The sequence below is a fragment of the Mesorhizobium sp. M1143 genome, assembly GCF_040318435.1.
In the GTDB taxonomy this organism is placed as follows: Bacteria; Pseudomonadota; Alphaproteobacteria; order Rhizobiales; family Rhizobiaceae; genus Mesorhizobium.
On sequence record NZ_JAMYMJ010000034.1, the window covers coordinates 25,316 to 43,453 of the forward strand.

At 63.9% G+C, this 18,138-nt stretch carries 18 protein-coding genes and 2 pseudogenes; 10 read left to right on the plus strand and 10 right to left on the minus strand.

All coding sequences use genetic code 11. The annotated features are described in order from the left end of the window. Positions 1-51: 51 nt before the first annotated feature. Entirely contained in the window at positions 52-762 is a 711-nt protein-coding gene (locus tag NKH35_RS21095; protein ID WP_023733285.1) for an SIMPL domain-containing protein, read from the plus strand. A 259-nt stretch (positions 763-1,021) separates the two neighbouring features. On the opposite strand, the gene NKH35_RS21100 is transcribed toward NKH35_RS21095, so the two are convergent. Next, complete coding sequence (locus tag NKH35_RS21100) at positions 1,022-1,366, minus strand: hypothetical protein (RefSeq protein ID WP_023672466.1); 345 nt, start codon at positions 1,364-1,366, stop codon at positions 1,022-1,024. Positions 1,367-1,586: 220 nt separating this feature from the next. Then, on the minus strand, positions 1,587-2,033 hold the full coding sequence (locus NKH35_RS21105; RefSeq protein WP_023672465.1) for a YcgN family cysteine cluster protein: 447 nt from the start codon (positions 2,031-2,033) through the stop codon (positions 1,587-1,589). A 202-nt stretch (positions 2,034-2,235) separates the two neighbouring features. On the opposite strand from NKH35_RS21105, the gene NKH35_RS21110 reads away from it, so the two are divergent. Together NKH35_RS21110 and NKH35_RS21115 are read left to right on the plus strand one after the other, a co-directional pair. Continuing rightward, positions 2,236-4,431 carry an OmpA family protein gene (locus NKH35_RS21110; protein ID WP_023733286.1) on the plus strand — a complete coding sequence of 732 codons (2,196 nt, stop codon included), beginning with the start codon at positions 2,236-2,238 and terminating at the stop codon, positions 4,429-4,431. Between the two features lie 324 nt (positions 4,432-4,755). Then, entirely contained in the window at positions 4,756-5,271 is a 516-nt protein-coding gene (locus tag NKH35_RS21115; RefSeq protein ID WP_023733287.1) for a TIGR00645 family protein, read from the plus strand. A gap of 131 nt (positions 5,272-5,402) precedes the next feature. Here NKH35_RS21115 and NKH35_RS21120 read toward each other — a convergent pair whose 3' ends face one another. From NKH35_RS21120 to NKH35_RS21130, 3 genes are all read right to left on the minus strand, one after another. Further along, complete coding sequence (locus NKH35_RS21120; protein WP_023733288.1) at positions 5,403-6,269, minus strand: SDR family oxidoreductase; 867 nt, start codon at positions 6,267-6,269, stop codon at positions 5,403-5,405. Positions 6,270-6,388: 119 nt separating this feature from the next. Beyond that, on the minus strand, positions 6,389-7,111 hold the full coding sequence (locus tag NKH35_RS21125; RefSeq protein WP_156937171.1) for a helix-turn-helix transcriptional regulator: 723 nt from the start codon (positions 7,109-7,111) through the stop codon (positions 6,389-6,391). An 8-nt stretch (positions 7,112-7,119) separates the two neighbouring features. Then, a complete protein-coding gene (locus tag NKH35_RS21130; protein ID WP_023713891.1) occupies positions 7,120-7,992 on the minus strand; it encodes a S1C family serine protease in 873 nt (290 codons plus the stop codon). Between the two features lie 169 nt (positions 7,993-8,161). Here NKH35_RS21130 and NKH35_RS21135 point away from each other — a divergent pair, with 169 nt between their 5' ends. Next, complete coding sequence (locus NKH35_RS21135) at positions 8,162-9,112, plus strand: S1C family serine protease (RefSeq protein ID WP_023713892.1); 951 nt, start codon at positions 8,162-8,164, stop codon at positions 9,110-9,112. Between the two features lie 4 nt (positions 9,113-9,116). On the opposite strand, the gene NKH35_RS21140 is transcribed toward NKH35_RS21135, so the two are convergent. Together NKH35_RS21140 and NKH35_RS21145 are read right to left on the minus strand one after the other, a co-directional pair. Further along, complete coding sequence (locus NKH35_RS21140; protein WP_023713893.1) at positions 9,117-10,028, minus strand: arginase family protein; 912 nt, start codon at positions 10,026-10,028, stop codon at positions 9,117-9,119. 95 nt (positions 10,029-10,123) lie between these two features. After that, positions 10,124-10,549 (minus strand): VOC family protein, encoded by a 426-nt coding sequence (locus tag NKH35_RS21145; RefSeq protein ID WP_352916257.1) that lies wholly within the window; start codon positions 10,547-10,549, stop codon positions 10,124-10,126. 66 nt (positions 10,550-10,615) lie between these two features. On the opposite strand from NKH35_RS21145, the gene NKH35_RS21150 reads away from it, so the two are divergent. Further along, a complete protein-coding gene (locus NKH35_RS21150; protein ID WP_023691512.1) occupies positions 10,616-11,242 on the plus strand; it encodes a TetR/AcrR family transcriptional regulator in 627 nt (208 codons plus the stop codon). On the opposite strand, the gene NKH35_RS21155 is transcribed toward NKH35_RS21150, so the two are convergent. Next, complete coding sequence (locus tag NKH35_RS21155) at positions 11,175-12,131, minus strand: LysR family transcriptional regulator (protein WP_352803871.1); 957 nt, start codon at positions 12,129-12,131, stop codon at positions 11,175-11,177. The two genes, NKH35_RS21150 and NKH35_RS21155, sit on opposite strands and share 68 nt — an antisense overlap. A 109-nt stretch (positions 12,132-12,240) precedes the next feature. Here NKH35_RS21155 and NKH35_RS21160 point away from each other — a divergent pair, with 109 nt between their 5' ends. The 5 genes and pseudogenes from NKH35_RS21160 (at position 12,241) to NKH35_RS21180 (ending at position 16,991) form a co-directional block, all read left to right on the plus strand. Continuing rightward, entirely contained in the window at positions 12,241-12,876 is a 636-nt protein-coding gene (locus tag NKH35_RS21160) for an FMN-dependent NADH-azoreductase (protein ID WP_023672454.1), read from the plus strand. 161 nt (positions 12,877-13,037) lie between these two features. Next, positions 13,038-13,690: pseudogene (locus tag NKH35_RS21165) on the plus strand (3' terminal RNA ribose 2'-O-methyltransferase Hen1); the annotation flags it as partial. Next, positions 13,691-14,419, plus strand: coding sequence for a methyltransferase domain-containing protein (locus tag NKH35_RS21170; RefSeq protein WP_352916276.1), 729 nt, complete (start codon positions 13,691-13,693; stop codon positions 14,417-14,419). Continuing rightward, entirely contained in the window at positions 14,416-15,420 is a 1,005-nt protein-coding gene (locus NKH35_RS21175; protein ID WP_352916259.1) for an AAA family ATPase, read from the plus strand. The genes NKH35_RS21170 and NKH35_RS21175 overlap by 4 nt, the downstream gene beginning before the upstream one ends. After that, positions 15,318-16,991: a polynucleotide kinase-phosphatase gene (locus NKH35_RS21180; protein ID WP_352916278.1), complete on the plus strand. Its 1,674-nt coding sequence runs from the start codon at positions 15,318-15,320 to the stop codon at positions 16,989-16,991. Before NKH35_RS21175 ends, NKH35_RS21180 begins: the two co-directional genes overlap by 103 nt. Position 16,992: 1 nt before the next feature. Here the strand turns inward: NKH35_RS21180 and NKH35_RS21185 are convergent. After that, positions 16,993-17,285: pseudogene (locus tag NKH35_RS21185) on the minus strand (HlyU family transcriptional regulator). A gap of 101 nt (positions 17,286-17,386) precedes the next feature. After that, complete coding sequence (locus NKH35_RS21190) at positions 17,387-18,064, minus strand: PadR family transcriptional regulator (protein ID WP_023672450.1); 678 nt, start codon at positions 18,062-18,064, stop codon at positions 17,387-17,389. Positions 18,065-18,138: the final 74 nt, after the last annotated feature.

The window sequence follows — 18,138 nt, forward strand, 5'->3', positions numbered from 1 at the left end:
TTCGCGCCCTAGTCGACAGGCGCGACTGGATCGCACACCGAGGAGATTTTCATGACCAGACATATTTTGCCGCTCGCACTTGCCGCCGCGATCGCTTTTCCGGCGATGGCAAGCGCTGCCGATTCGCTGCCCCCGCCCCGCATCATCGTGTCGGGTGAAGGCCAGTCGACCGTGGCGCCTGACCTGGCGCTGCTGACGCTCAGCGTCATGCGCGAGGCCAAGACCGCACGCGCGGCACTCGACGCCAACAACGACGCCATGGCCGCCGTGATCGCGGCAATGAAGTCGGCAGGGATCAAGGACCGCGACCTGCAGACCGCCGGCATCCAGATCAACCCACGTTACACCTACACCAACAAGCCCGACGGCAGCCAGGAAGCCGAGCTTGTCGCCTACCAGGTGACCAACACACTCTCGGTGCGCATCCGCGACATCGACAAAACAGGTGAGATTCTCGACAAGGCTGTGTCGCTCGGCGTCAACCAGGGCGGCGGCATTTCGTTCTCCAACGAGGATCCGAAAGCTGCCGTCACCGAAGCCCGCAAGAAGGCGGTCGCCGATGCCATGGCCAAGGCCAAGACGCTGGCTGAAGCCGCCGGCGTCAGCATTGGCCGGGTGCTGGAAATCACCGACCAGAACGTTGCGCCGGCGCCGATGCCGATCAATGCCAAGGCCTTCGATGCGGCAGGCGCCGCGGTTCCCGTGCAGGCCGGCGAGAATGCCTACGCCGTGCAGGTAACAGTGACATTCGAGCTTAAGTAGCAGGCCGCGGGGCCGGGCGCGGTTCTGCTGAACCCGTCGGCCGGAACCGCAGATTTCCGACATGAAAAACCCCGGAGGGCTGGCCTCCGGGGTTTTTTCGAGCCGCACCTTTCCGCGGAGGGAAAGGGGCTCCTGGCTAACCCTAGAAGGGTCATGCCGCTACTCCAGGCTGATCCTCGCAGACGAACATGCCTCCGGATCGACCTTCGCAGAAGGTCGTATCCCAGACTGATCTTCGCAGAAGATCAGTCTGGTTCTCTTAGCGATAGATAACCGGGCAGCCGCGCTCATTGGCGAACACGACCACTACGCGATCGCCATACTGGCGGCCGGCGACCTTCACCACGCGGCGATTGACATCGACGATGCGGACGCGGTGCAGGCCCATGCGCTCGGCCTTGTCGAGGGCGCGGTCCGGCGAGCAGCGGCGCCAATTGCGGTCACGGCGAAAGCCGTCCTCATCGTCGCCGGTGTAGACGCCGACGCGGCGGTCATGGTTGTTGCCGAAGCCGAGATAGATCGAGTCCGCCTGAGCGGGCACTGCGGCAAGGGTGCCGAGAGCTACGAGACCCGAAAGGGCTGCCGTCTTGAATGAGTTGAACATTGTCTTCTCTCCTTGTTGAGGGCTTGCGCCCGTCTTGGTCGAACCGATGGGGGGAGAATGCTCCTTGCAATCTGAACTCTTCGCGAACCGGCCGTTCATTTTCGGTTAATCTGCCCGACAGGTTGAAAGCAACCGCCCCTTCCACCGCTGCAAACGATCCTGACCGTCAAAAACGTCCAATGGCGCAGAACGCCCTATGGCAGCGTCCGTTCCAGAATGCTCAGGGCTCGTCATCGAGCATATAGTCGAAATAGTCGTCCGGCTCGGCCAGATCGGTCTCACTGGCGCGGACGCGGCCGCGCATGGAGATGCCGGCATCATGAACGGTCTCGGCACTTCCCGACACCAGCCTGTGCCACCAATAGAGGTCGTGCCCCTCGGCAACCAGCCGGTAGGCACAGGTTTTCGGCAGCCACGTGATGGTGCGCACATTCTGCGGCGTCAGCCCGACACAGTCCGGCACGCGCGCCAGCCGGTTGGCATAGTCCGAACAGCGGCAGCTTTGCCCATCGAACAGCCGGCAGCCGACTGATGTCCAGTAGATCTCGCCGGTATCCTCGTCCTCGAGTTTAGACAGGCAGCATTTTCCGCAGCCGTCGCACAGCGATTCCCACTCGGTGGGCGTCATCGCTTCCAGCGTCTTGGTCTTCCAGAACGGCGTTTCCATTATGGGTCGAGATGTGGCCTCCGCATGCGGCAAGGTCAAGCTGTTGTGTGACTTCAAGTTCCGGCCGCACCATAGGAAAAACATGAAGTTGCCTTCAAAACGCCGGTCAATCGTCCTTGGGTGCGGGTAATGCCTGCAAACCGGAACCAATCCGGTCAAGGACAGTTTGGGCAGGGATGGGACCCCACAAGGAGAATTTAAGATGAAACGCCAACCACGGGTACTGGCAGGTACGGCACTTGGCCTGCTTATGGCATCCGCGCCGTTGGGCGCATCCCCGTTGCAGGGCAACGCCGTTTTCGGCCCCTTGCAGCACACGGCCGCGCCACTGATCCTGGTCCAGGACGACCCTGCTGCAGATGGTCAGCAGACCGACCAGGAACTGCCGCGCAAAAAGAAACGCCAGCAGGCCGAACAGGCAGCGCCGGCCGCCGAGCAGCCTGCACCGGCTGCAGAGCAACCCGCCCCTGCCGCCGAGGAACAACAGCCGCGCAGGAAGAAGCGGGATCAGCAGCAGACCGAGCAGGCCCCGGCCGAACAGGCCGCACCTGCCGCCGAGGAACAGCAGCCGCGCAAAAAGAAGCGCAATCAACAGCAGCAGATCGAGGCGGCGCCTACGGATGAGGGCGGCGCCCAGGCAGCGCCGGCGACCGATGAGCAGCCGCTCAAGCCACGCAAGAAGAAGCGTGACCAGCAGCAGATCGAGGCAGCACCGGCTGAACAACCGGCCGAACAGGTAGCTCCGGCAAATGAAGAACAGCCGCTAAAGCCGCGTAAGAAGAAGCGCGACCAACAGCAGATCGAAGCGGCGCCCGCTGAACAGCCGGCCCAGCAGCCTGCCGAGCAAGCAGCGCCCACCGAACAGGTGGCGCCGGCAAACGACAACAAGTCGGGCAAGAAAAAGCGCAAGCAGGATCAGCAGATTGAGGCCGCGCCTGCCGACAAAGCGCCAGACGTCAAAGTTGCGCCTGCCGGAGAGCCCGCGCCGCAGGCCGAGCCGATTCAGCCCCCGGCCGATCAGCAAGCGGCTCCCGCCGAAGGTGAACAGCCGAAGGATCAGGCGAAAAAGCACGGCAAAAAAACTGTCGGCGAACAGCCGGTGACGGGCGAACAGCAGCCTGCGACCGGTGAACAACAGCCTGCGGAGCAACCGGCCAATGCCGAGCAGCCCGCGCAAGGTGAGACGCCGGCGCAGGGCGAAGCCACGGCCAACCCCGACGAAGCACCCATTCTGGACAGCCAGAAGGATGCCAGGCGCAAGCACCGCAAGGACCAGGGCGGCAACAGCCAGAATGGCGACGGCCAAAATGGGAACGGCCAAAATGCTGGCGGCCAGACGGGCGAGCAGCCCGCGCAGGGCGGCACCGAAGCGCAAGCCCCAAAGCCGGCTCCGGTCGACCAGGGACCGCCGCCCACCGACGACAAGTCGGCTCAGCAGGCAATTCAGCCAGAAAAGATCGCCCCGGTGACGGAGGAAAAAGGCAAACGCGTCGAGCGTGCACCCGATGAGAACATCCGCGACCGCCGGCGTCCGAAAGGCGTCGACGTCGTCCGGGAACTCGGCGACCGCGTCATCCTGCAGTTCAACAACCAGACGATCGTGCAAAGCAATGACGCCCCGCGCATGCACCGCGGCGCCAGGAATGTTTACTACGAGGATCTGTCGGGCAACCGCACCCGCGAAATCGTCGAGCGCGACAATGGCATCCAGATCGTCACCATCCGCAACCGCAATGGCGACGTCATCAGGCGATCGCGCATCACGCCGGATGGGCACGAATATGTGCTGAGCTATGTCGACGAGCGCAGCTATGACGACGACAATGACTGGCGCGATCCCGGTGACGACCTGCCGCCGATGCGGCTCACCATCCCGCGCCGCGAGTACATCCTCGATTCGGAAGATGTCGAAAGCCCGGACGATTATTACGAGTTCCTCGAACAACCGCCGGTGGAGAAGGTCCAGCGCCTCTATTCCATCGACGAAGTGAAGCGTTCGGCGCGCGTGCGCGACATTGCCCGTCGCGTCGACCTCGACACGCTGAACTTCGAGTTCGGCTCGGCGTCGATATCCGACACCGAAGTGCAGAAACTGGAAGGCGTCGCCACGGCCATGGAGAAACTGTTGAAGAAGAACCCGGCCGAAACCTTCCTGATCGAAGGCCACACCGATGCGGTTGGCACGCCGGAGGCAAACCTTGCTCTGTCCGACCGGCGCGCTGAGTCTGTCGCCGAAGCGCTGACCAATGCCTTCGGCATCCCGCCGGAAAACCTGACCACTCAGGGCTATGGCGAGGAATACCTCAAGGTCAACACCACGGCGCCCAACCGCGAGAACCGCCGCGTCGGCATCCGTCGCATCACCTCGCTGGTGGCACCGGTGGCGAGTAACAATTGATCTGCTTTCCAATGGCTTGAGCAGCTTTCTGGAATCAGATCGACAACAAGGACCCATCCCGGCAGACCGGGATGGGTCGAGCTGCGGACAGCAATCCCGGTTCAACAAGAATTGTACTGGTATTAGAACCGGCTCATTGAATAGAGCGGCCGCCCTCCCCAGATTCAAGGCTGGGCGTTCCCTGCCCCGTCCCGACTCCAGCGGGATGCATTGAACCCCGCCGGCCCTCCCGGCGGGGTTTTTTTGCGTCGCAATTTGCCTTGCAAACCGCGGCAAGCTGATCGAAATACCCCAGTCGACATCAAAGCTGACCGGAACCGCTGCATCAAACGTCTCGAACTAGCCATCGAATCGATCATCCTCGCCTCACGCTGGCTGCTGGTGGTTTTCTATATCGGGCTGGCCCTGGCGCTCGCCGTCTATGCGCTGTCCTTCGGCAAAAAACTCTACGAGTTCGTCATGGTCGCCTTCACACTCGACGACACCGACACCATCCTGAAGATGCTCGGCCTTATCGACGCCGCACTTGTCGCCTCGCTGGTGGTGATGGTGATCATCTCCGGCTACGAGAATTTCGTCAGCCGTTTCGACGACCAGGATGGCGGCGTACACTGGCTGGGTACCATCGATGTCGGCTCGCTGAAGGTCAAGGTCGCCTCGACCATCGTCGCTATTTCCTCGATCCACCTGCTGCAGGTGTTCCTGAATTCGTCTTCCTATACGATCGACCAGCTGATGTGGCTGACCATCATCCATCTCGCCTTCGTCGTCTCGGCGCTGATGCTGGCCTATATCGACCGGCTGATGGGACTGAGCAAAGGCAAGAAGGGCGAGGCGTGATGAGCCCCTTTCTCCCGTTCATGGGGAGGTGAGGCTGGTCCGCACAGCGGGCGAAAGGCAACTGCTTGGTTTTTCGAACGACCAACGCCGGCAGGTGGATGAGGGGCAGCGCCGGCGGCCCGTGATTTCCGTCAATAGACGCTTTTGACGTTCGTCGGCGAATTGGCAAATACCGCGTCCGGCACGAAAAAGTCGCCGGCCAGCGGCCCGGTCGCGCCCGGCGCATAGACCGCGAAATCGGTCACGCCCTCGGCGCGCAGCACCTCTTCATCGATGTAGAAATTGCCCGATGTCTCGCGCGATGGCCGCAGGAAGATGGCGTGTGCGGCATCGGCCATGATGTCGGGTAAGCGGCTCATCGCCGCCACCGTCGCGCCGCCGAGCAGATTGCGCACCGCAGCCGTGTCGATGGTCGAGATCGGCCACAGCGAATTTACCGCGATGCCGTCCTTGGCAAACTCGGCGCTCATCCCCAGCGTGCACATCGACATGCCGAACTTGGCCATGGTGTAGGCGACGTGGTTCTTGAACCATTTGGCCTTCATATCGAGCGGCGGTGCCAGATTCAGAATATGAGGATTCTCAGCCAACTTCAGGTGGGGAACGCACATTTTCGACACCAGGAAAGTGCCGCGCGTGTTGATCTGGTGCATCAGATCGTAGCGCTTCATGTCGGTCTCCAGCGTGCCGGTGAGCTGGATGGCGCTGGCATTGTTGACGCAGATATCGATGCCGCCGAACTTTTCGACGGTCTTGGCAACCGCCTCGGCCACCTGCGCCTCCTCGCGGATGTCGCACAAAACAGGCAGCGCCTTGCCGCCGGCCTGCTCGATCTCCTCAGCTGCCGAGTAGATCGTGCCCGGCAGCTTCGGATGCGGCTCGGCGGTCTTGGCCGCGATCGTCACATTGGCGCCGTCGCGCGCCGCCCGCAACGCTATCGCCAGCCCGATGCCGCGCGACCCGCCGGAGATGAACAGCGTCTTTCCCTTGAGCGACATGTCTTGGCACCTCCCTTGCTACATCACTGACGCGAACCATTGCGCGGCGGCAATGCACTGCGCAAGGCCTCGGCAGCCTGCAACGGGTTACGCAACGTAGGCTCAAACGGATAAGGGGGTTAGACCAGCACCAGGCCCTGCCGCATCGCGATCGCGATGGCATCCGTGCGGTTCGCAGCACCCAGCTTGATCAGGATCGCGGCGACGTGGAACTTTGCCGTGTGCACGGAGATGTTCAGCCGCCGCGCGATCACCTTGTTGGGCGCGCCTTCGGCCAGCAGCGCCAGCACTTCGGCCTCGCGCGGCGACAGCGCCGGACGGGCGGTAGCGCCATCGTCCAACGGCTCCTCGCCGAACAGCCCGCTATGGCTTCCGCCGTTGGCGGCGCCATCGAAATCGTCGTGGCGAGCGGGCGTCGAACGCCCATCCCTGGACACCCGGTAGCCGGCCGCCGCCAGTCTGACGGCAGCCGCGATCAGATTCGCATCCGACGCCAAAGGCAGCACGGCAAGCACCCGGTTTTCCGGCCGGCCAGCGCTCGCGGATAGCAGCACCCGTGGGATTGCGCTGTTGCCACCATCGGCTCGATCGAGCCAGGCCGCACTGTTCGCAACAGCGTCATCGAAGACAGCGACGTCGGCAATCCCGCTGCCGGCTACGACCGGAAGCAGATCGTCCGCCATGGCAAGCGAAGCTGACAGGCGCTCGGCACGCGCGGCATCGTGCAGCGCGATCAGCACCACGAGCTGGCGTCCGCCGCCCGCCACCTCCGGCCGACCCACCTCCGGCCCACCCACCTCCGGCCCACCCGCCTCCGGCCTTGTCAGCGTGTCGCTTTCCATCGGCCCTCTCAGCTCAGCGGTTTTTCACCGACGGTCAGCGCGACGTCGCGCTGCTCGCCGCCGCGCACCACGCCGAGCGTCACCGCAGCGCCCGCGCTATCCGGCCCAAGCTTTCGGATCAGTTCGCGCGGGCCGTGCACGGCCTCGCCATTCCACGCCACGATGATGTCGCCCAGCGCAAGGCCGGCGGCTTTGGCCGGACCGTTGTCGTCGAGGCTCATGACCATGGCGCCGCGCGCCGCGCCGTCACGGATCGGGTGCAGGCCGGCGCCGAGATAGCCGCGCGCGACATGGCCCTTTTCACGCAGCGTCGCCACGGCCCGCTCGATCGTCTCATAAGGCATGACCAGCGCACGACCACGTGGCCCAAACAGCAGCATGCCGATCAGCGCGCCCTTGGCGTCAAGCACCGGCCCGCCCTCGAAACGGCCGCCGGCATTGACGGCGAGATTGATGCGCCGATCGATGGTGCCGCCGCGCATCGAGCGCCAGGCGGGGCCGACCTCGCCGACCGAGCCCGAGACAGCCAGCGCCGAGCCCGGACTGCTGCCGACAGCGATGGCGACGTTGCCCGGCCGCACCCCATCCGCCTTGGCGAGCGCAGACGCCGCGGCCGCGCCGGCCGGCTTCAGAAGCGCTACGCCGGTCGACGGATCGCGACCGACCAGTTCGGCCTTCACCGCTTCGCCCGAAGCCAATGTCAATTCGATCTCCTCACCGGCCTCGACAGCTTCCTCGGCGGTGACGAAATAGCCGTCACGCCAGTGGAAGGCGCTGGCGGTGCGATGGTGATGGGTGGTGAAACTTGCCGTTGCGGGCGCAGCCTTGGCGGCGAGATCGGCGATGGCGTCGGAAAATGCATTAAGGTTGAAGTCACTCATGATGATCTCCTGGGTTTTCTCATGCCCCAGATATCGCTCGGCAGTGCGCCCGGAGGTACTCGTCTGACGGCTAGTTACTGGTGTGACTGGCCATCTGGTCAGGTCGCGGCAGTTCGAGCCGCTCCGCACATATAGTCATCATCGCGCCTGAAAACACGGAGCCCCGCCAATGGCCCTCGCCGCCCACAAATTCGAAACCGACGACACACTGCTCGACGCCTATTCGACGACAGTCGCCGACGCCGTCGACCGCATCGGCCCGGCCGTCTGCCGCATCGAGCGCGTCGGTGGCCAAGGTGGCCATGGCTCCGGCTTCGTCATCGCGCCGGACGGGCTGGTCGTTACCAATTTCCATGTCGTTGGCGATGCCAAAACGGTGCGCGTCTCTATGCCCGACGGCGCCTCCAGCGAAGGCAGCGTGCTAGGCCGCGACCCTGACACTGACATCGCGCTGGTGCGCGCCGATGGCAGCTTCACCGAAGTCGCGCCGCTCGGCGATTCCAAGCGGCTGCGGCGCGGCCAGATCGCCATTGCCATCGGCAATCCGCTCGGCTTCGAATGGACCGTAACGTCAGGCGTGGTCTCCGCACTTGGCCGTTCGATGCGCGCCTCGACCGGGCGGCTGATCGACGATGTCATCCAGACCGATGCCGCGCTCAATCCCGGCAATTCCGGCGGACCGCTGGTATCGTCGGCAGGCGAGGTCATCGGCGTCAACACCGCCATGATCCACGGCGCGCAAGGCATCGCCTTCGCGGTCGCTTCCAACACCGCCAACTTCGTCATTTCGGAGATCATCCGCTTCGGCCGCGTGCGGCGCGCCTTCATCGGCATCTCGGCCGACACCACCAGTTTGCCGCGCCGCGCAGCGCTCCTGTCGCAGGTGACCACCAGTACTGCGGTGCGGCTGCGCAGCGTCGAGAAAGACGGACCCGCGGCGAAGGCCGGCCTCAGGGAAGGCGACATCATCGCGGCGATAGACGGTCGCCCGGTCACCGGCGTCGACGACCTCGTGCGCATGCTCGACGCCGAACGCATCGGCCGCGAGACGCTGTGCACAGTGGTGCGCCGCACCGGCGTCAGCCAGGTGACGGTGACGCCGGTAGCAAGGGCGAGCTGAGCCTTTATCGAGGCTTGAGCACCCGCCCAAGCAGCGACACCAGCAGTCGCGCAAGGTCACCGGTCGGGTCGAGGTCGGGATCGTAGATCGTCATGTCCAAGCCGGTGCAGCGCTGGTCCGCTGCCAGCGCCGACAGAATGGCAACGAGTTCATCGGGGTCAATGCCGGGGCTGCCGGGCGAATCCACCGCCGGCATCACCGTCTGGTCAAGCACATCGACATCGAGATGCAGCCAGTAGGGACAGCTGGCGCGCGCCAGCGTCGCTCTTGTCTTTTGCAACACTCCAGCCGCGCCGAGTTCCTGCGCGGCAAAGACGTCGATGCGCGTGACGGCGGTCGCATTGATGTCGGGCCAGGCAAGATCGGCATCGCGGCTCTCGCGTTCGCCGATCTGAACCACCGCCTCGTCGGCGACGAGCGGACCGACAACACCTGGCCATTGCGCCAGCAAAGCCTCGCCGCGTCCGGTGGCAAGTGCCAGATCCATGCCGGCAGCCGAGCCGAGTGAGGCATTGACATCGTAGTTGCCGGGATGGCGGAAATCGCTGTGGCCATCGACATGGACCAGGGCGACCGCGCCCGAGCGCCGCGCGGCGACCAGTGCGCCAAGCAGGATCGAGCAGTCGCCGCCGATGATCAGCGGGAACTCGCCTTGCCCAAGCGCACCGGTGACGATCTCGGCAAGATCGAGGTTGAAGCGGCGGATCGCCGGACCATTACGCAGCCTAGTGCCCGGTTGCGGTTCGGTACTGTAGGCGGGTCTGTCGAGATCGACCACCCGCCCCGGCGCCAGCGACTCGATCAAACCAGCTTGGCTCAGCGCCTGCGGCGCACGCCAGGTGCCGGGCACATGGCCCGGCTCCAAGGGCCGAAGGCCGAGATTGGATGGCGCACGAACAAGGCAGATGTCACGCATGCGGGCAGGCCCAGCTTCAACATCACCAACATAGACCGCATGGTGCGGGTCCGGCCACAGCGGCCGGAGCCGCTGCCGACATTTGCTGCCATTGTTCAGCCTTCCGCCGCGCCCGCCGCGAATTGCGCCTGAAATTCCGGGCTGAGCGGGATCGGCTTGATGATGTCGATCAGCACGCCATTGGGATCCCTGGTGATGAAGTGGCGCTGGCCGAAGGGTTCGTCGCGCAGCGGGCACAGGATCGGCAGGCCGGCCGCAACGATCCGTTCATAGACAGCGTCAGGATCCCTCACCTCGAAATTGATCAGCAGCCCCGATGTGCGGCCGCGCCCCTCCTCGGGGATCGTCTCGTGGTCGCCCTGGACGATGCCGAGATTGACGCTGCGATCCTCGGCAGACTGCAGGTGCACATACCAGTCGCTCGCAAACAGCGGCTTGAAGCGGAAGTGATTGATATAGAAGGCTTTCGTGCCGGCTACGTCGCCCGTCATCAGCACCGGATAATAGCTCGTCGTCTTCATCTTTCTTTCTCCCGTCAGCCAACATACAGTTTGCATGCAATTCGAAATAACATACAGGCTGCATGTATGCAACGAGAAACCCCGCGCCGCTCCAACCGCGACCGCACCGAAGCGACGCGCGCCGACCTGATCGCCGCGGCGCGCAAACTGTTCATCGAAAAGTCCTATGCCGAGACCGGCACGCCGGAGATCGTTGCGGCCGCCGGCGTCACCCGCGGCGCGCTCTATCACCACTTTGCCGACAAGCAGGCGCTGTTTGCCGCCGTGGTCGAGCAGGAGGCGGCGGCGGTGGCGCAAGAGATCGAGCGCGCCTCGCCGCCTTCTTTGTTTGCCCGCAATGCGCTGATTGCCGGCTCGGACGCCTATCTCGCCGCCATGCGCGCGCCCGGCCGCACGCGGCTTTTGCTGCTTGACGGACCGGCCGTGCTTGGCCGCGCCGCCATGGATGCGATCGACAATCGCCACGGCAACCGGTCGCTGCGCGAAGGCCTGGTTGCGGCGATGCGCGAACAGTCGATGACCAGACTGCCTGCCGATGCGCTGACCGCTTTGCTCGCCGCTGCCTTCGACCGCGCAGCACTTGCCGTCGAGGCCGGCGCCTCGGCCGAAGACTATCGCGCCGTGCTCATGGCTCTGATCGATGGGCTGTCTCCGGCTCGCCCTCAGGCAGGTCGTCCGGTTCGAACTCGTTGAAGCAGCCGAGCTGGCGTTTGAACTGGTCGATCAGCCAGGCCGCCGCCGGTTTCGGGCTGCGGTCGGCGCGGTGCATGGCATAGAGCGATGAGCGCACCTCGCTAAAGGGTTCAAGGTCGAGTTCGACCAGCCTGCCGCTGGCCAAATCGTCCGCGATCAGCCAGCGCGGCAACCCGCCCCAGCCCAGCCCCTCGCGCATCAACGTATGCTTGATACGCACGTCTGTCAGCCGCCATGTACGATAGGCAAAGACGCCGAAGTCGCGTCCCTTGGTGCGTTCCGACTGGTCGGTGACAACCAGCTGGGTGTGCTCGCGCGCATCCTCGAGCGCCACCGGTTTCGGCAGCAGTGCCAGAGGATGGGTGGGGGCGGCAGCCAGCACGATCGACATGAAGCCGATGCGCACGAGATGCACGTCGACCTCACCCAGCAGGCCACCGATGCCAAGATCCGACTGTCCGCTGACGACATGGTCGGGGATCAGACCGAGCGTGCCGATATGCAGTCGCATCATCACGGTCGGGAACTGCGCCTCGAACGCCTTCAGCACCCGCACCAGCACCGGCGAGGGCAGCGCCGCGTCAACCGACAGCGCAACTTCAGCCTCCAGCCCCTGATGGTGACCGTCGGCACGCGAACGGATGCGCTGCAGCATGCCGACCATGCGCCGGGCGTCCTCCAGCATCGCCCGGCCGATTTCGGTCAGCTGCGGCTCGCGCGTGCCCTCGCGCTCGAACAGTTTCAGGCCAAGCTGCGCTTCAAGATTGGCGATGCCGTAGCTGATGACGGACTGCGCGCGGTTAAGCTTGCGGCCGGCGGCTGAGAAGCTGCCGGTGTCGGCGACCGCAACCAGGATCTGTAATTGGTCGAGCGTCGGATTGGGCTGCACGGCATACCTACTTTATGGATGGATCATATAGATAATATACCAGTTTTTTGAATGGGTCGGTAGGCCCATATCAGGCGGGAGAAATCAATTCCCACTGGAGAGAACCGCTATGTCTATCCTGCTTGTAACCTCGAGCCCGCGCGGCGCTGCCTCGCACTCGACCCGTATCGCTACCGAATTCGCTGAAAAGCTCGTCGCCGCCGACCCGTCGAATACGCTCGTCGTACGCGACCTCGTGGCCAACCCGCTGCCGCATATCGACACCGATTATGCGACCGGCATCTACACCCCCGTTGAAGCCCGCACGCCGCGCCAGGCCGAAGTCGTCGGCGTCTCCGACATCGTGCTTGACGAACTGTTCGCAGCCGACACCGTGATCCTGGCCACCGGCTTCATCAACTTCAACATCTCCTCAACCCTGAAGTCCTGGGTCGATCACATCTCCCGCTCCGGCAAGAGCTTTTCTTATGGCGAGGGTGGTCCCAAGGGCCTCGTCACCGGCAAGAAGGTCTATATCGTACTCGCCTCGGGCGGCATCTATTCCGAAGGTGCGGCCGTGCAGTTCGATCACGCCATCCCCTATCTGCGCGGCGTGCTCGGCTTCCTCGGCATGACCGACGTCGACGTCATCCGGATCGAAGGCGTCGGCATGGGTCCCGACGCCGTGACCGCCGCGCTCGCCAATGCGACGGCCAAGGTCGATGCCGTGGTGGCCAAGACCGCGAGCGCGCAAATCGCCGCGTAAGCACACCCCGTCATTCGCATTGAAAAGGCAGGCGCTTCGGCGCCTGCCTTCTTCCTTGTCAGGCGGCGCGATAGGTTGCGTGTCGAAAACGGATCTATCGCGTTACTAGATTGCCGCGCAACGCCATTGGTTATTCGGCCTGTCTGCGTTATCGGTCGCTGATGTTCCTTTCCGTCGCGACAACCCATCATCCAGCCACAGATCTCGGCTTCTTGCTGCACAAGCATCCCGAACGTCTGCACGAGACTGACCTATCCTTCGGCAAGGCCTGGCTGTTCTATCCGGAGGCGACCGATGAGCGTTGTGAGGCTGTGCTTCTGCTCGATGTCGATCCGATAGGGCTCGTTCGGGGCAAAGGCCAGGCAGAGGGCTTGCTGGATCAATATGTAAACGACCGACCTTATACGGCATCGTCATTTCTGTCTGTGGCTTTGAACAAGGTACTACGGACAGCGATGACCGGCATCTCGAAGGAGCGCCAGCAACTGGCCGATAGCGACCTCCCGCTCGAAGCTGTGGTGACCCCGCTGCCGATGCGTGGCGGCGAGGCCCTGGTTCGAGATCTATTCGAACCGCTGGGATGGACCGTCAACCTGGCGCCGGTCGAAACTGTCGGATCTGGCGCGGGTGGACCACGATACGGTCATCTGAGGCTGACTGGCACCGGCCGCCTAAGCAGCCTGCTCAACCACCTTTATGTCCTGATCCCGGTGATGGACGACACCAAGCACTACTGGGTGGGCGAGGCCGGATTGACAAGCTGCTGTCCAAGGGCGAGGGCTGGCTGGAAAACCACCCAGCCAAAGACCTGATCGTGCGCCGTTATCTGCGCAACCGAGGTGCGTTGGCCCGCATCGCCCTGGAGCGGCTGGCTCCGGAGACGGCCAATGAGGTCCTACCCCCCGAAGCCCGGGCTGCACCTGAGCAAGCGCTGGAGGCGCCCATCCGGCTGAACGACCTGCGCATGGACGCCGTGGTGCAAGCCATTCGGGCGACCGGAGGGACCAGTGTTGCAGATTTGGGGTGTGGCGAAGGCAAGCTGCTCTATCGACTCGTGCGCGAAAAATGGGTCCACAAGCTGTTCGGGCTCGACCCCGCTATTCGTGAACTGGAATGGGCCGCCAAGCGTCTCAAACTGAACGAGTTCGGGGGACCGCCTGAAGACCGGGTCACGCTGCTGCACGGATCGCTGACATATCGCGACAGCCGATGGGCGGAAGCCGACGTCGCGGTGCTGGTCGAGGTCATCGAACATCTCGACGAAGACCGGCTGCCAATGATCGAGCGTATTATCTTCGGCGAGACAGCGCCAAAATTCGTGATCGTGACTACGCCGAACGCTGACTACAACCCCTTGTTCCCCAGTCTGGCCGCCGGCGCTTTTCGCCATCCGGATCACCGTTTCGAATGGGGCCGGGTTCGGTTTGAAGCCTGGGCGGCCAGGATCGGCGAGATCTATGGCTATAGCGCCGCCTTAAGTGGCATCGGAGCCGTGGACCCCGTGCTCGGCGCGCCGACGCAGATGGCGGTGTTCACCCGATGAGAGAGCCAGACAAGACCGACCTCACCATCCCTGACTTCGCCCTCGTCGTGCTGATCGGCTCGACGGGATCGGGCAAGTCGACCTTCGCCGCCAGGCACTTCCTGCCGACCGAAATCATCTCGTCGGATCGCTGTCGCGCGTTCGTCAGCGACAACGAGACTGATCAGGATGTCTCGGCCGACGCTTTTGATTTGGTGCGCGAAATCGCCGGCAAACGGCTCAAGCATCGAAAGCTGGCCGTCATCGACGCGACCAATGTGCGACCCGCTGATCGCAAGGCGTGGGTCGAGCTGGCGCGCAAATGGCACGCTTTGCCGGTCGCCGTGGTCATCGATCCGGGTGTTGATGTTTGCATCGCCCGCAACGCGCTACGAGCCGATCGTCCCTTCGGCCCCGGCGTTGCCCAGCGTATGACGACCGAAATTCGCAAGGGCCTCGGCGGCCTGCAACGCGAAGGTTTCCGTCAGGTCTGGAAGCTCACCGGTGAGGCCAGTATCGACGCGGCCAAGGTCTCGCGTCAGCCATTATGGACCGACAAGCGCGACGATTGCGGTCCTTTCGACGTCATAGGTGATGTCCATGGTTGCGCCGACGAACTTCAGACCTTGTTCCGTCAGCTCGGTTACAGCATCGCCTGGTCCGATGGCCATGGCGATCGGACCGTCACTGTGACGCCGCCAGAAGGCCGCAAGATCGTCTTTGTCGGCGACCTCGTCGATCGTGGTCCCAACGTGCCCGACGTCTTGCGCATCGCCATGAGCATGGTCGCGGCGGGAACCGCCTACTGTGTCCAGGGCAATCACGAACGCAAACTCAGCCGCTGGCTGGAAGGCCGCAAGGTCACGATCCCCACGGCCTGCAGCAAACCATTGACCAGTTGGACGCTCAGGATCGCGGCCTGCGAGAGGCTTTGCCGGCCTTCCTCGACAGCCTGCGCAGCCACGTCTGGCTGGACGGCGGACGCCTCGCCGTGGCACATGCCGGACTCAAGGAAGAGATGATCGGGCGCGGTTCCGGCGCGGTGCGCGAGTTCGCCCTCTATGGCGAAACCACGGGCGAAATCGACGAATTTGGCCTGCCCGTCCGTGCCGACTGGGCAGCCGCCTATCGGGGCAAAACCAGCGTAGTATACGGGCACACGCCGGTGCTGTCGGCGGAGTGGGTCAACAACACGCTTTGCATCGACACCGGCTGCGTGTTCGGCGGCAAGCTGACTGCCTTGCGCTGGCCGGAACGCGAACTGGTCGACGTGCCGGCAGTCGAGACCTGGTCCGAACCCGTGCGTCCCCTCGGTGGACCGGGCCTTGGCAAATCGGCACAGGCCGATGCCGACGGCGTGCTCGACTATCAGGATGTCTCTGGGCGACGCTGGATCGAGACCGAACTGAAAGGCAGGGTTGTCGTGGCCGAGGAGAACGCGTCGGCGGCACTTGAGGTGATGAGCCGCTTCGCGCTGTCGCCGCAGTGGCTGGTATATCTGCCGCCGACAATGTCGCCATCCGAGACCAGCAGCCAAGCCGGCTGGCTGGAACGCCCCGAGGAAGCCTTCAGTCATTTCCGCGAGCGTGGCGTCACCCAAATCCTGTGCGAAGAGAAGCACATGGGTTCGCGGGCAGTCATCGCTCTGTGCCGAAACGCGCAGACGGCGCGCGACCGGTTCGGGGTATCTGGCGACGAGACAGGCGCGATCTGGACCCGGACCGGACGCTCCTTTTTCAGCGACAGCGGCATGACGGAGCGCCTGCTCAATCGCCTGCGCGCCAGCGTCGACGCTGCGGATCTATGGCAGGAATTGAACAGCGACTGGTTGCTGCTGGACACCGAGATCATGCCATGGTCGGCCAAGGCAAGCAGCCTGATTGAAAGCCAGTACGCCCCAGTGGCAACGTCTGCGGCCGCTGGGCTCCAGGCCAGCCGCGAAGCGCTGGCCCGTGCGATGGCACGCGGCGTGGATACGGCCGCGCTCAAGGCTCGCATTGAGGACCGCGCCGCGCGTGCCGCCAGATACGCCACTGCCTGGGCGCCTTACGTGTGGCCGGTCTCGGGCGTCGACGACCTGAAGGTCGCGCCGTTCCACCTGCTGGCAAGTGAGGGATGCGTCTGGTACGACCAGAACCACGTTTGGCACATGACGCTTGCGGACCGTCTGGCTGCCGGGGGCAGCGTGGTAACGCGAACGCAATGGCGGATGGTTGACCTGGCCGATGCCGGTTCTTGTGCGGAGGCCGTCGCCTGGTGGGAGACGCTGACCGACTCAGGCGGCGAAGGGATGGTAGTGAAGCCGCACGACTTCGTCAGCCGAAACAAGAAGGGGCTCATGCAACCGGCGCTGAAAGTGCGCGGCCAGGAGTATCTTCGCATTATCTATGGCCCCGAATACGATGCGCCGGACAATCTCGTGCGCCTGCGCGAACGAGGCTTGGGTGGCAAGCGCAGCCTGGCGCTCAGAGAGTTCGCGCTCGGTCACGAGGCACTGAAGCGGTTTGTCGGCAAGGAACCGCTGCGACGTGTTCACGAGTGTGTTTTCGGCGTCCTGGCGCTGGAGAGCGAGCCAATCGATCCGAGGCTGTAGGCTACCCGAACATCCTCTCGCCTTGCTCGTCGACCAGTTGCATGCCCTTCTTGATCGAGATGTCGACGGCGTCGCCCAGTCCGGCAAAGCGATCGGCGCGGATGAATTTGTGTTCCTTCATCACGCCGTCGACTTCCTTCGAAACCACGCCGCAGGTCTGGTATTGGCCCCCTCCGCCTTGTAGGGCGTGGCGCTGATCAAAAATCCCTTGTGCTCAACCTGCTTTGCCGGTGCTGCGCTCTTGGGCTCGCCCCCCTCACCGCCACCACCGAAAAGACGCTTCAGAAAAGACATGGGGCTTCCTCCAACGGCAATCATCCTGCACCACGTCTCGCGGTGCAGGATGATTTTCAGTACCGTTCCTCAGTCGAACGGGCAAGCGTTCTCGCCAGGGGTCAACCGCGCGATAGCGCTTCCAGGGCTTCAGCGGCGGCTTCCAGGACTGCAATCGCCTCGGCCTGCTTTTCAGCCGGCGCGTCGACGAGATCGCCGAGCGCGGCACGCAGCCGGTGGCGCACGGCGCGGAACTCGTCGCGGGCTTCCGAGCGACCCCGTCCACCACGCCGTCCGCCTTCCTCGCCGTCGTCGTTCCAGCCGAACCAGTCCCGCGCTTTGGCCATCTTGCGGCCGAAGCGCTCGAGATGCTCGAGCACGCCGTCGATCATCTCGCGGTTCTCGGCGAGATGCGCCTGGCCCGCCTCGGTGATCGAAAACACCTTCTTGTTGCCGTCGGCGGCTGAAGCCGCATAGCCGGCCTCTTCCAGGAAGGTCAGCGTCGGATAGACGACGCCCGGGCTCGGGCTGTAGATGCCGCTGGTGCGCTCTTCCAGCGCCTTGATGATGTCGTAGCCGTGGCGAGGCGCCTCGGCCAGCAGCGACAGCGTGATCAGCTTGAGATCACCGTCGGCCAGCATGCGCCCGGCACGAAACATGTCGCCCGGGCCGCCGCGTCCACCGCCACGTCCGCCGTGGCCGAACGGACCAAAGCCGCCGCCCCCTCTTCCACCAAATTTGCCTGCCATGTGCAGGAATGCGCGCTCGGCGCGCTCGCCAAAGGGATGATGTCTGTGCATGAATTGCTCCTTGAGTTATATCTTACGATACATCTTAATTAGGCTTGCCCCGCCGACGAGTCAAGATATATCTT

Coding starts and splice junctions, on each gene's coding strand:
- NKH35_RS21095 (WP_023733285.1), top strand. CDS start 52: ATGACCAGACATATTTTGCCGCTCGCACTTGCCGCCGCGATCGCTTTT.
- NKH35_RS21100 (WP_023672466.1), bottom strand. CDS start 1,366: ATGTTCAACTCATTCAAGACGGCAGCCCTTTCGGGTCTCGTAGCTCTC.
- NKH35_RS21105 (WP_023672465.1), bottom strand. CDS start 2,033: ATGGAAACGCCGTTCTGGAAGACCAAGACGCTGGAAGCGATGACGCCC.
- NKH35_RS21110 (WP_023733286.1), top strand. CDS start 2,236: ATGAAACGCCAACCACGGGTACTGGCAGGTACGGCACTTGGCCTGCTT.
- NKH35_RS21120 (WP_023733288.1), bottom strand. CDS start 6,269: ATGTCGCTCAAGGGAAAGACGCTGTTCATCTCCGGCGGGTCGCGCGGC.
- NKH35_RS21125 (WP_156937171.1), bottom strand. CDS start 7,111: ATGGAAAGCGACACGCTGACAAGGCCGGAGGCGGGTGGGCCGGAGGTG.
- NKH35_RS21130 (WP_023713891.1), bottom strand. CDS start 7,992: ATGAGTGACTTCAACCTTAATGCATTTTCCGACGCCATCGCCGATCTC.
- NKH35_RS21135 (WP_023713892.1), top strand. CDS start 8,162: ATGGCCCTCGCCGCCCACAAATTCGAAACCGACGACACACTGCTCGAC.
- NKH35_RS21140 (WP_023713893.1), bottom strand. CDS start 10,028: ATGCGTGACATCTGCCTTGTTCGTGCGCCATCCAATCTCGGCCTTCGG.
- NKH35_RS21145 (WP_352916257.1), bottom strand. CDS start 10,549: ATGAAGACGACGAGCTATTATCCGGTGCTGATGACGGGCGACGTAGCC.
- NKH35_RS21150 (WP_023691512.1), top strand. CDS start 10,616: ATGCAACGAGAAACCCCGCGCCGCTCCAACCGCGACCGCACCGAAGCG.
- NKH35_RS21160 (WP_023672454.1), top strand. CDS start 12,241: ATGTCTATCCTGCTTGTAACCTCGAGCCCGCGCGGCGCTGCCTCGCAC.
- NKH35_RS21175 (WP_352916259.1), top strand. CDS start 14,416: ATGAGAGAGCCAGACAAGACCGACCTCACCATCCCTGACTTCGCCCTC.
- NKH35_RS21190 (WP_023672450.1), bottom strand. CDS start 18,064: ATGCACAGACATCATCCCTTTGGCGAGCGCGCCGAGCGCGCATTCCTG.